Genomic DNA, 12,206 nt, shown 5'->3' with positions numbered 1-12,206 from the left:
GGGTGCATACGCGTCGGCGCGGACGGGCCGCTCCTCACCATCCGAACCCCGGTGCACGGGACCCGGATTCGGGTGGTCCCGGTCAGTATATCCCCGGCCGGGCGCCGGACCGCGTCATGCGACTTTCTTTTCCGGCGCGCCGTCGAACGGGCCGTCACCGCCATTCCGTATCCGCAATTCCCGTACCGAGTGGCGGAGCCATTCTCTTTCTTGACGGAAAGGCAGATACGCCGAGGCGACAGGGATCCTGCCGCGGGGCTCCGGATGCCGGAGGGGCATGGGCATCCGCGCGGCGCACCGACGACCCTTCGGACCCGCATCCCCGAAGGCTTCAAGGACCGGATCGGCCCACCACCGCATCACCACACGACCCGACGACCGGATGGGCGCACCACCCGACGACCGGACCACATGATCACCGCACGACCCGATCACCTGAAGGGAACATCACCCGACCACCGGATCAGCCGACCGCGTCACCGGTGCGCCGACAGGAGGCGCCGGTGACCGGCCGCCCGGCGACCGGGCCCGGATGCCCGCCGCTCACCGCGCGCTGCGCGGCGCACGGCATTACGTTCGTGGGCATGGGCTGGAGACAGAGAGCGAACCGATCACTGGAGCGGCTGACGGGCTACGAACTGCGCCGCCCGGTCCCGCCGCCGGCTCCCCCCGCCAAACCGAAGGCGGGCCTGCCGGCCGACTACGACGACGAGGCGCGCCGGACCGTCCATGCGGTACGGCCGTACACCATGACCTCACCCGAACGGCTGAACGCGCTGGTGCTCGCGACCCGCTACGTCAGCCGCCACGGCCTGCCGGGTGCGGTCGTCGAGTGCGGCGTCTGGCGCGGCGGCAGCATGCAGGCGGTGGCCCGCACCCTTCTGTCGGTCGGCGACACCGGCCGGGACCTCTATCTCTTCGACACCTTCGAAGGCATGCCGCCGCCCACGGAGAAGGACCGCCGCCGCGACGGCGAGATGGCCTCCGACCTGCTGTCCCGCCGCAGCAAGGACCACCCCATCTGGGCCGTCGCCACGCTGGAGGACGTCCAGGAGGGCATGGCGCAGATCCCGTACCCCGAGGACCGGGTCCACTATGTGCCCGGCCGGGTGGAGGACACGATCCCGGCCGGTGCGCCGGAGGAGATCGCGGTGCTGCGGCTGGACACCGACTGGTACGCCTCGACCCGCCATGAGCTGGAGTACCTGTATCCGCGTCTGGTCAGCGGCGGTGTGCTGCTCATCGACGACTACGGCTGGTGGCAGGGTTCCCGTGAGGCGGTCGACGAGTTCCTGGAGAAGACCGGGGCGCGGCTGCTGCTGTTGCGCATGGACGAGGGCCGCATCGCGGTGAAGCCGTAGCCGACCGCTCGCCGCGGAGGAACGTGCCGGAGCCGGTACGGGCGGGCGCCGGTCGCCGCGACAGCGGGTAGGGGTGTGCTTACGCTCGGGTGCATGAACACCCATCCCGCGACCGGCGGTCGTCCGGCCGAGAGGCCTGGGGAGGACGTGGCGCACCTGCTGGTGCGCTGCCTGGAGGCCGAAGGGGTCGAGTACGTCTTCGGTATTCCGGGCGAGGAGAACATCCGCTTCGTCGATGCTCTGAACGGCTCCGCCATCCGGTTCGTGCTGGTCCGCCATGAGCAGGGTGCCTCGTTCATGGCCGAGATGTACGGACGGCTCACCGGGCGGGCCGGGGTGTGCTCCGCGACGCTGGGGCCCGGGGCCATCAACCTGCTGCTGGGAGCGGCGGATGCCGTGACCAACAGCGCGCCGCTGGTGGCGCTGGCGGCGCAGGGGGCCCTCGGGCGTACGCACAAGGAGTCCCACCAGGTGATCGACCTGGTGCCGATGTTCGCCCCGGTCACCCGGTGGTCGGCACGGGTGCAGGTCCCGGAGGCGGTGCCGGAGATGGTGCGCAAGGCGTTCAAGACCGCGCAGCGCGAACGTCCGGGGGCCGTCTTCCTGGCGGTGCCCGAGGACATCGAGGGAGCCCGGCTCACCGAGCCCCTCGGCCCGCTGCCGGTGGACACCGTACGGGCCGAGGCCCCGTCCGCGGCGCAGATCGCCCGTGCGGCCGAGGTGCTGGCCGGTGCCCGTCACCCGGTCGTGCTGGCGGGACACGGCGCCGCGCGGGCCGGGGCCGGTGAGGCGCTCGTCCGGTTCGCCGAACGGCTGGGTGTGCGGGTGGCCACCACGTTCCACGGCAAGGGGGTCTTCCCCGACGACCATCCGCAGGCCCTCGGCGCGGTCGGCTTCATGCGCCACGACTATGTCAACTTCGGCTTCGACTCGGCCGATGTCCTGATCTGCGTGGGCTACGAGCTTCAGGAGTTCGATCCAGCCAAGATCAACCCGCGGACGGACAAGCGCATCCTGCATCTGCACCGGTTCCCGGCCGAGGTCGATGCGCACTATCCGGTGTCGGTCGGCGTCGAGGGGGACATCGCCCAGGCCCTGGACGCCCTCGCGGCAGCGGTGCCGCGGCGGTTCGAGCGGGATGCGGCGGGGGAGCACATCCGGTCGCTCCTCGCCGACGAACTGGAGTACGGCCGCGGCAACGACACCTGCCCCCTGGTGCCGCAGCGGGTGGTCGCGGATGTGCGGTCGGCGCTGGGCCGGGAGGACATCGTCCTGGCCGACACCGGTGCGGGGAAGATGTGGATGGCCCGGCTCTACCCCACCTATGCGCCCGACACCTGTCTGTTGTCCAACGGCCTGTCGACCATGGGGTTCGCCCTGCCGGGAGCCATCGGCGCCAAGCTCGCCCGCCCCGCGCGGCGGGTGCTGGCGATGATGGGCGACGGATCGTTCCTGATGAACTCGCAGGAGCTGGAGACCGCGGTGCGCGAGCGGATCCCGCTGGTGGTCCTGGTGCTGGTGGACAGGGAGTACGGACTCATCACCTGGAAGATGGAGCTGGAACTGGGCCGGCACAGCCACACCCGGTTCACCAATCCGGACCTGGTGGCCTACGCCGAGAGTTTCGGTGCCCGCGCTCACCGGATCGAAGCGGCGGGCGAACTGCTGCCGGTGCTGCGTGACGCCCTCGCGCAGGACACCGTCACCGTCATCGCCTGCCCGGTGAACTACGCGGAGAACCTGCGGCTCACGGAGCGGCTCGGCGAGCTGCACGGCCCGTTCTGAACGGCCGAAGCCGACTCCCCGCCCGCACCCGCACCCGCACCCGCGGCCCGGGCCGGGTGGCGGCCCGGGGAAGCCCGGGCCGCCACCGGTCCGCCGGACCGGGGCAGTGGTGCCGAGTGCGGTGGTGGTCAGCCGTCGGCCTTCCGGGAGACGGCCGGTTCGCTCGTTCCCGGGCGGCCGGTCTCCACATGGCCGGCGAGGCGGCGCAGGAAGACGCTGTCCCGGTCCGAGACCACGGACAGGTCGTACCAGCCGTGGCTGCGGCGGGGATCCGCGATGTGGACACGGCGCTCACCGGGGCTCAGCCGGTAGCGGGCCGGGTGCTCCGCGCCGTGCGCGTCCCGGACGGTGACGCCGACGGTCGTGCCGGATTCATTGCTGAGGATCAGCCGGACCCGGCCGCGGTCGGAGTCGTGCCGGGCGCTCACCTCCAGGTGCCGCGCGCCGCCGTGTCCCCGGAACCGGCGCAGGAAGCCGTTGGGCCCGTGCACCGAGAGGTCGTAGGTGCCCTCGTCGTCCGCGGGGATGGCCCAGCTGTCGGAGAGCCGCTTGCCCGCTCCGACGGTGTAGGTCCACGGCCCGTCCGTGCGCGTCGTCGAGGTGATGTGCAGGCTCGCTCCGGCCTCGCCGTGGTTGGCGAAGTCGACCTGGAGCCTGCTGTCGTCCTTCTGCCGCTTGGCGTCGACGGCGAGGTCGTACGGCAGCGGCCGGGCGCGGCGCAGTCCGGGCTCCTGCCGCGGCAGCTTCGGATCCGCCGGGGGCGTGGGCACGTAGTCGTCGTGCCGGTCGTGGTCCGGCGGGATGTACCCGTCGGTGCCGGGCAGCCCGGGCACCGAGGCGTCGCTGCGTGCGAAGTCGAAGGCCGTGGTCAGGTCGCCGCAGACGGTGCGGCGCCAGGGGGAGATGTTCGGCTCGTGGACGCCGAAGCGCCGCTCCATGAAGCGCACGATCGAGGTGTGGTCGAAGACCTGGGAATTGACCCAGCCGCCGGTGCTCCAGGGCGACACGACCAGCATCGGGACGCGCTGGCCCAGACCGTAGGGGGCGGCCATGTGGTCCTCGCCGCCGGAGGGGGTGAAGTGCTCCGTGGTGGTGTCCGCGGTCGACTGCCCCTGCGCGGCCGAGGCCGGCGGGTAGGGCGGAACGATGTGGTCGAAGTAGCCGTCGTTCTCGTCGTAGGTGATGAACAGGGCGGTCCTGCTCCACACGTCCGGGTTCGACGTGAGGGCGTCCAGCACCTGGGAGATGTACCAGGCGCCGTAGTTGACCGGCCAGTTCGGGTGCTCGGAGAAGGCCTCCGGCGCGGCGATCCAGGAGACCTGGGGGAGCTTCCCGGCCCGCACATCGGCCTTGAGGAGGTCGAAGTAGCCCTCGCCCTTCTTGGCGTTGGTGCCCGTGCGCGCCTTGTCGTGGAGCGGGCTGCCGGGTTCGGCGTTGCGGTAGGAGTTGAAGTACAGCAGCGCGTTGTCGCCGTAGTTGCCGATGTAGGCGTCCTTGGTCCAGCCCCAGGAGCCCTTGGCGTCGAGACCGTCGCCGATGTCCTGGTAGACCTTCCACGAGACACCGGCCTTCTCCAGGCGCTCGGGGTAGGTGGTCCAGGAGTAGCCGAGCTCGGCGTTGGTGATGACCGGGCCGCCACCGCTGCCGTCATTGCCCGTGAATCCGGTGAACATGTAGTAGCGGTTCGGGTCCGTGGGACCCATCAGCGAACAGTGGTAGGCGTCGCAGATCGTGAACGCGTCGGCCAGCGCGTAGTGGAACGGGATGTCCTCGCGGGTGAGATACGACATCGTGGTGGCGGTCTTGGCGGGCACCCACTGGTCGTACGCGCCCTTGTTCCAGGCGGCGTGGCCGCCGTTCCACTCGTGGTCGAGCCCCGCGAGGAACTGCAGCCCGAGGTTCTCCGCGTCGGGCCGGAACGGCAGCACGTCCTTCGAGCCGTCCGACTGGTACCAGACCGGCTTCCCGCTGGGGAGCGTCACCGGCCGGGGGTCGCCGAAGCCGCGGACACCGCGCAGGGAGCCGAAGTAGTGATCGAAGGAACGATTCTCCTGCATCAGCACGACGATGTGCTCCACGTCCCGCAGGGTGCCCGTGCGGCGATGCGCCGGAATCTCCGCCGCCCGGGCAATACTGCCGGACAGCGCGGACATGGCGGCGGTGCCGCCGGCAAGCTGCATGAAGCGTCGACGGTTCATGGCGGTCATGGGGCTGACTCCTCGAGGTTCCGGAGTGGAGCGGGGCGGGGGCAGTGTCGCCAGGTGATCAAGAACTTTCCGTCGCGGTGGGGAAACGCCGTCGCGAAGTCTCCGTGAATGTCGGTGGCCGATGGCTGAGGGGCGCATTCCGCCGCACGGGCGGCGGAACGGTCCACGCATGCTACGGGCAAGCGGCGGATGTCGGGAGGGTGGGCATCTCACCCGTAACCGGAGCCGGATCCCGGGCAGTTGGCCGCCAGGGCGATCCCGCGCACCGAGGGGGACCCGGCCGAGGTGGGGCCCGGGAGCATCGGAGGCCACGTGGTGATATCCGCCGCGGCACTGCGTTCCGGCCACCGTGGCCGATCCGTGCGGCGCCTTCCCGGGTCGGCACCCGCACGAGCGGCATCCGGGGTTGGATGGATCCATGACTGAGCCAACCGAGGAGTTCGGCCCCACGGTCCCGGGGATGATGGAGGCCAACCGGGCCAACTGGGACGCCCGCACCCCCGTCCACCTCGCCAGCCGGTTCTACGGCCTGGCCGAACCCGGATCTCCCGACGCGTCACGCTGGTTCGCTCCGCAGGAATGGGAGGACCTCGGGGACCTCTCCGGGCGCGACGTACTCCACCTGCAATGCCATCTCGGCACCGAGACCATCGCCTTCGCCGAACGGGGAGCGCGCACCGTCGGCCTCGACATCTCCGGAGCGTCGGTCGCCGCGGCCGCGGATCTCGCGGCCCGCACCGGAGTACACGTCGAATACCTCCGCGCCAACGTGTACGACGCCGCCGACGCCCTCGGCGATCGCCGCTTCGATCTCGTCTACACCGGAAAGGGCGCCCTGTGCTACCTCCCGGACCTCGACGGCTGGGCCGAGCGGATCGCCGGACTGCTGCGCCCCGGCGGCCAGTTGTACCTCGTGGAGTTCCACCCTGTGCTCAACGCCCTGGGCCCCACCCCCGGCGACGGCGAGGGTAACGAACTGCTGCTGCGCCACGACTATCTGGAGGGCCGCGGCCCGGTGCGCCGGGACGCCACCCGCACGTACACCGACGGTCCCGCAGTGCAGGGGGCGACCGAGTGCTTCGAGTGGATGCACGGGCTCGGCGAGGTGATCGGTGCGCTGACCGGAGCGGGGCTGCGGATCAGCGGACTCCGCGAGAGCGAGGAACTGCCCTGGCCCCGCTGGCCGGAGATGGTCCGCACCGCGAGCGGTTGGTGGCGGCTTCCCGACACCTCGCCGCGCATCCCGCTGCTGTACGCGCTGCGCGCGCAGCGGTAGCCGGGGCGCCGCGGAGGGCACGGCTGTGATCCGCGTTCGGGGAGCGGTTGTGGTCGGCCGCGGTCCGGGCCGGCGCGCCGGGAACAGGGTGTGCCGCGGCATGGCCCGCCCTCCGGAGTGAGCGACAGGTGGGCCCGCCCTGGGCTCTCGTCCGGATCCGGCCCGATCCGGACGAGAGGCCCTGAGCCGACAGCGACTCAGAGTGCGGGCTGCTGCTGGGTGGAGCAGTGGATCCCGCCGCCCCCCTCGGCGATCATCGGGATCTCCACGGGCACGACCTCGCGCCCCGGGTGGAGCTCACCGATGACGGAGGCGGCGTTCCGGTCGGACTTCCGGTCACCGAAGCGGGGCACCAGCACCGCCCCATTGGCGACGTAGTAGTTGGCATAGCCGCCCAGGAAATCCGGTCCGCGCCGGCCGAGGCGGGAGGGATCCGCCTCGGGCAGGTCGATGATCTCCAGTTGCCGGCCCCGGGCGTCGGTGGCCTTCTCCAGGATGCGCCGGGACGTCTCGTAGGCCCGCTTCCAGACGGCGGCACCGTTCTCCGGCGGGCGCGACAGGAGGAGCTTGCCGTCCTCGCAGAACCGGGCCAGCGCGTCGATGTGGTAGTCGGTGATGTCCTGGCCCCGGACTCCCGGCAGCCAGATCACCTCGGTCACGCCGAGCAGCCTCTTCAGCTCCGCCTCGACGGCGTCGCGGGACATGCCGGGGTTGCGGTTGGCGTTGACCAGCGAACTCTCGGTCGCCAGCAGGGTGCCGTGCCCGTCGACCTCGAGCGCACCGCCCTCCGCGGTCAGCTGTGCGTCGATCCGCGGAACGCGGTGGCGCTGCAGAACGCCGCGGGCCACCCGAGCGTCCCTGCGGTGCTCCTGCTTCCCGCCCCAGCCGTTGAAGTGGAAGTCGATCGCCTCCAGGCCCTTGGCGCCGGCGACGAAGGTGGGGCCGCTGTCACGTATCCAGAGGTCGTCCACCGGGACGGGAACGATCTCGACATCCGCGCCGCAGGCCCGCCGGGCCGCTTTCAGCTCTCCGGGGGCGGCCAGGAGGGTGACCGGTTCGAAGTCGGCGAGGGCGCGGGCGATCCCGGCGACGTCCCGCTGAGCGTCCTCGGCGTACTGCTCCCACACGGAGTCCCGCGGCGGCCAGGCCAGGAAGGTCCGTGCGTGCTCGGCCGATTCCGCGGGCATGCGCCATGCGCCGCGCCGTGGTGCCGACATGCCCTGGGCCCCCGCCTTCGCCTCCGGACCGCTCGCGCATGCTGCCAGCCCGGCACCGCCCAGCAGGGCGGCCGCGCCCGACCGCATCAGTGACCTGCGTCGCAGGTGCTTCATGACTCTCTCCCCACACCCAGTGATCGTTTCTTGAGCCTCGTGACCGAAATCCTGACTGAAATTTCAGTCAGGAGTGACCTTAGCATTGGGGTGCGGGGTGCCGTTGCGGATTTGTGGGGCGCCTGGTGGGCCCTCCGCCGCCGTGGAGTTCGGTGCGTCCGCTGAGGGACGCTGCTGCTCGGGAGGTCCTGGTGTCCGGTCGGCGTCGCTCGGGGGGCGCTGTCGAGGCCGACACTGGCGGTGGGTGCCGGTGAGTCGGTGCGGCTGAGGGGAGGGGCGCCCGCCCGCTGCCCCGTGCGTCGGGGGCCCGGCGTTCCGCCGTCGGCACAATGCCTCTGCCCACGGCATATTTCCCCACCGCAGCGGACGGCAGCGGCGCAGACTCTGCCGCATGAGACTTCTGGTGATCGGTGGATCGGTATTCCTGGGGCGGACGTTCGTGCAGGAAGCGCTGCGGCGGGGATGGGAGGTGACGACGTTCAACCGGGGCAGGACGCAGTCGGACCCGGAGGGAGTGCACGCGGTCCGCGGTGACCGCGAGAACGAGGCGGATCTCGCACGGCTCGCCGAGGCGGGCCCCTGGGACGCGATCGTCGATGTCTGCGGCTACGTACCCCGGGTGGTCGGTGCTTCGGTCGAGGCGCTGGCCGGGTCGGCGTCGACATATCTCTTCATCTCCTCCATCAACGCCCGCCCGGGGTGGCCCGCGGAGCCGGTGGACGAGACGTCACCGCGTCACGAGAGCAGTCCGGACGCGGGCCCGGACGACGGGGACTACGGCAAGCTGAAGGTCGGCTGCGAGATGGCGGTCGAGCAGGGCTTCCCGGGGCGCACTCTGATCGTGGAACCGGGCCTGATCATCGGGCCGCACGACCGGGCCCGCCGGCTCACCTGGTGGCTCCGGCGCGCCGCGGAAGGCGGCCGGATGGTGGCGCCGGGTGGCCCCGAACGGGAGATGCAGCTGATCGACGCCCGCGATCTGGCGATCTTCGGGCTGGACCGGATCGAAGCCGAGGACTCCGGGGACTACCTGGTCAGCGGCACACCGGCGAACACCACCTGGGGGGAGTTCCTGGGTGCCTGCGTCGCGGAGACCGGCGGCAAGGCCGAACCGGTGTGGGTGGACGACGCCGTGCTCACCGAGCACGAGGTGGCGGTCTGGGAACTCCCGCTGTGGTCACCGGAGAAGGGCGACCTGTCGGCCGTCTGGAAGCCCAGCTCCGCGAAGGCCGTCGCCGCCGGGCTGTGCTGCCGTCCCGTGGCCGAGTCCATCCACGACACCGCCGTCTGGCTGTTCGGCGAAGGAGGCCTCGACGAAGCCTTCGGCGAAGCGCGCACCGGCCGGGAGGCCCGGGGGATCACTCCGGAACGTGAACGGGCTCTGTTGGCTGCGGCGGATGCGGCCCAGGCCGGCTGAGGCCGGAGAGCAGACCGGGCACGAATGCGCACCGGCCGTGGGCCGGGGCACGACCTGCCCGGGCTTCCCGGTGTTGCTGCTGCGATGCTTCGGGGGTGAGGTGGCGCCTACACGGTGCCGGGACCGTCGAGGAAGCGGAGCAGCACGGCGGCTTCCGCGCGGAGTCGCGCGGCTCGCTCGGCGTGCGCGGGCGAAGTCAACTGCGCTGCGGCGTCCAGTCGTTCCGTGACCTCGGCGCGTACGACATCCACCACACCGCGCTCGCTCAGCTCGCGCCGCACCGCTTCGGTGGCGCCGGCACCGACCGGCGACTGCTCAAGGGCCGATCCCCGGAGCTCGGCTTCGTCCACGGGCACCGCCTCGGCGTTGTCCAGGGCGGCAAGCGTTGCGCGCAGGGCGCTCACCGCGGCCTTGTCACGGGCGCGCATCGCTTCCGGCAGTGCTCGGCGCATACGGAGACGTAGAGACATGTCGGCGACCCTATGGCGGCTCCCTTGGGCCCACAACGCGATATATGTGCAGCAACGGAGTTGGGCGCTGACGCCGAAAACGGGGCCGCAACGGTGGGGGCGGTCCTGTGACGGATTGCCCCCACCACTACGGCCCGGCGTCGTGCCAAGGGTGCGGACCACCGGTCATGGTGCGAAGGCGGGCGCGGCCACTCCGTTCACCAGGTCAGCGTGTTGTCGGCCGCGGTCAGCGCGGCGAGCACGACCAGATCGGCCACCCCGAGGAACAGTCCCAGGTAGGCCCGGTTCCGGTGCCCGGTACCGCGGTTGAGGGCCAGACAGCCGAGAATGAGGGCCGCGGGGCCGAGAAACGCGTTGAAGACCAGCAGTCCGATCAGACCCAGTACGAAGGACGCGACAGCCATGCTGTCGGCATTCCGGCGGGACTTCTTGGGCGGGCGCACAGGGGTCTCGACACTCATCGTCTCTCCTTGAAGGCCAGTCGTCACGGCGAGGGAAGCGTGGGCTGTCAGCTTCGGCGGCCGTGGGCGTACCGCTTGCGGACCCCGTAGAAGACCAGCCAGGCGGTGATGGCGGCGGCCATGGCCAGTGCGACCGGCAGCGGCATATGAACCGCGGCGCCGAGGAAGACCCCGAGCAGCATCAACGCGGCTACGAGGAAAAGCATGAACATTCCTTTCTCTCAGGTGGTGTGCAGGTGCACCTGGGGATGTCGGTGGTGCGTGCACACAATCGGGTGCCCGGGGAACTCCGGTGGAAACGACAAGCCCCGGATGTGGGGGAGTTGGCGCATCGGCAGGGGCTGAATCGGCCCATCGGCAAGGGCATGGCCCGGTCCGCGGAGCGAAGAGGAACCGGCGGGCAACCGGCAAGGACGAGCCCGCCGCGGGCGACGGCCGAACCGATGACGCGGTCCTCCGGGTCACGGGACGCCCGCCGAAGGACTACGAGTCCTATGTCGCCGAAGCAGCCGACAAGGGGGCCTGGCGCGACTGAGCTGTTCCGGGCCTCACTGGTTCCGGCGCCCGTCCCACGTTTCACGAGGCTGCTCGCGTTCCCGGGCACCGGCGTGCTGTCCGAAGTCCCGTTCGCTGTGCGGGAGTCGGGCGCGGCACGACCTCACTCGGCATCGGGAATGCGTGGTTTCGGCGGCCCGATAGGTCACCCTTGTCCAGCGAAGGGTGTGAGAGGTGGCGCGCCGCGCGCTCACCCGCCCCTTCGGGCTGCGTGAACAGCGCAGAGGGGAGAAGCGCACGATGGATGGCAGACAGCTCCTGGACGGTGGGCCGGAACACAGCACCCCGGATCGCGGTGGGCCGGAACACAGCACCCCGGATCGCGGTGGGCCGGAACGGCACCTCCAGCAGCGCCCGGAGGCCGCGGCAGCTCAGACCGCCCCCACCGCCCCCTCCGCGCCGTGATCGAGCTGTCCCCCGATCAGGCCGCCCGCGCCGTGGCCTCGACCGGGTCCTTCGTGCCGGAGCCGCCGGGACCGGCAGCGCTCGCCCCGCACATCATCGTCCGTGGCGGAGCGGGCCGCTGGTGGGCCGACCGACTCGCCACCCCTCGGGCCCTGGCCGTCCGTTCCGCCGATCACTGTCTGCTCCGCGGCGACCCGCGGGTCCTCGACCCGCTCCTGCTGGCACCGTTGGACGGGACCTACGTCGATGCGCCGGACCGCTTCCTCCCGTTGCTCGGCGCGGCCTTCCGGCGGCTGACCCCTTGGGAACGCATGGTGTACGTGCTCAGTGAAGCGTCACCGGAGTTATCGGAATCACCGGTGCTGCCCACCGGACTGACGGTGCGAGAACTGGGCCCGGCCGACGCGTCCGCGATCCTGGGTGCGGGCTCCGATCTCGACTGGATCGCCGCTCCCTGGGGCGGCCCGCACCGGCTGCTGGCCGGGGGCCACGCATGGGGAGCGTTCGACGCCCAGCGTCGGCTGCTGGCCCTCGCCGCGACGTACTTCCTCGGCAGCCGTTATGCCGATCTGGGCGTCGCGACGCTGCAGAGCCACCGGCGGCTGGGGCTCGCCCGAGGCTGTGTCGCCGGGCTGTGCCGGGATCTCGGCGCCCGCGGGGTGACCCCCACCTGGACCGCCGGACGGTCCAACACGGCCAGCCGCGGTCTGGCCTGGACCTCGGGGTTCCGGCTCCACCGCGAGCTGGTCCACTACTACGTCGACACACCCGTGGCAGCGGAGACGAGCGGCGCGATGCTCCTGCCCGACGTTCCGCGCCACTCGCGCACCGCGGGGAGCCCCGTGGAGCCCGCTGGCGAGACACCCTGACCCCCCTGTGCCCTCGTCGACAGGTCTCGGGATGTGCACAAGAGCGAGGCCCCGACCGGCAGCGGACGC

10 protein-coding genes are annotated in these 12,206 nt (G+C 71.4%); 5 read left to right on the top strand and 5 right to left on the bottom strand.

Going from position 1 to position 12,206, the window contains the following annotated elements; translation table 11 throughout:
- The first annotated feature begins 584 nt into the window (after positions 1 to 584).
- On the top strand, positions 585 to 1,361 hold the full coding sequence (locus ABT112_RS04475; RefSeq protein ID WP_351505441.1) for a TylF/MycF/NovP-related O-methyltransferase: 777 nt from the start codon (positions 585 to 587) through the stop codon (positions 1,359 to 1,361).
- Between the two features lie 93 nt (positions 1,362 to 1,454).
- Positions 1,455 to 3,146, top strand: a complete 1,692-nt coding sequence (locus ABT112_RS04470) for an acetolactate synthase large subunit (protein ID WP_351505439.1) — start codon at positions 1,455 to 1,457, stop codon at positions 3,144 to 3,146.
- Positions 3,147 to 3,274: 128 nt separating this feature from the next.
- Here ABT112_RS04470 and ABT112_RS04465 read toward each other — a convergent pair whose 3' ends face one another.
- Complete coding sequence (locus tag ABT112_RS04465; RefSeq protein WP_351505437.1) at positions 3,275 to 5,353, bottom strand: phosphocholine-specific phospholipase C; 2,079 nt, start codon at positions 5,351 to 5,353, stop codon at positions 3,275 to 3,277.
- Positions 5,354 to 5,771: 418 nt separating this feature from the next.
- Between ABT112_RS04465 and ABT112_RS04460 the strand changes: the two genes are divergently transcribed.
- On the top strand, positions 5,772 to 6,629 hold the full coding sequence (locus ABT112_RS04460) for a class I SAM-dependent methyltransferase (protein WP_351505436.1): 858 nt from the start codon (positions 5,772 to 5,774) through the stop codon (positions 6,627 to 6,629).
- A 197-nt stretch (positions 6,630 to 6,826) separates the two neighbouring features.
- On the opposite strand, the gene ABT112_RS04455 is transcribed toward ABT112_RS04460, so the two are convergent.
- A complete protein-coding gene (locus ABT112_RS04455) occupies positions 6,827 to 7,960 on the bottom strand; it encodes an agmatine deiminase family protein (RefSeq protein ID WP_351505434.1) in 1,134 nt (377 codons plus the stop codon).
- A 391-nt stretch (positions 7,961 to 8,351) separates the two neighbouring features.
- Between ABT112_RS04455 and ABT112_RS04450 the strand changes: the two genes are divergently transcribed.
- Positions 8,352 to 9,377, top strand: a complete 1,026-nt coding sequence (locus ABT112_RS04450) for an NAD-dependent epimerase/dehydratase family protein (RefSeq protein ID WP_351505432.1) — start codon at positions 8,352 to 8,354, stop codon at positions 9,375 to 9,377.
- Positions 9,378 to 9,484: 107 nt separating this feature from the next.
- Here ABT112_RS04450 and ABT112_RS04445 read toward each other — a convergent pair whose 3' ends face one another.
- The 3 genes from ABT112_RS04445 to ABT112_RS04435 all read right to left on the bottom strand — a co-directional run bounded on the left by ABT112_RS04445 (position 9,485) and on the right by ABT112_RS04435 (position 10,514).
- Positions 9,485 to 9,805: a GatB/YqeY domain-containing protein gene (locus tag ABT112_RS04445; protein ID WP_351505495.1), complete on the bottom strand. Its 321-nt coding sequence runs from the start codon at positions 9,803 to 9,805 to the stop codon at positions 9,485 to 9,487.
- A 239-nt stretch (positions 9,806 to 10,044) separates the two neighbouring features.
- Positions 10,045 to 10,308 carry a DUF4190 domain-containing protein gene (locus ABT112_RS04440; RefSeq protein ID WP_351505430.1) on the bottom strand — a complete coding sequence of 88 codons (264 nt, stop codon included), beginning with the start codon at positions 10,306 to 10,308 and terminating at the stop codon, positions 10,045 to 10,047.
- Positions 10,309 to 10,355: 47 nt separating this feature from the next.
- Positions 10,356 to 10,514 (bottom strand): hypothetical protein, encoded by a 159-nt coding sequence (locus ABT112_RS04435; RefSeq protein ID WP_351505427.1) that lies wholly within the window; start codon positions 10,512 to 10,514, stop codon positions 10,356 to 10,358.
- 750 nt (positions 10,515 to 11,264) lie between these two features.
- On the opposite strand from ABT112_RS04435, the gene ABT112_RS04430 reads away from it, so the two are divergent.
- Positions 11,265 to 12,137 (top strand): GNAT family N-acetyltransferase, encoded by an 873-nt coding sequence (locus ABT112_RS04430; protein ID WP_351505425.1) that lies wholly within the window; start codon positions 11,265 to 11,267, stop codon positions 12,135 to 12,137.
- The last annotated feature ends 69 nt before the right edge of the window (positions 12,138 to 12,206 follow it).

The organism is Streptomyces sp. NPDC002055 (assembly GCF_040296705.1).
GTDB lineage: Bacteria > Actinomycetota > Actinomycetes > Streptomycetales > Streptomycetaceae > Streptomyces.
Note: the sequence above shows the minus strand (reverse complement) of the source record. Positions and strands in the feature narration are given on the sequence as shown.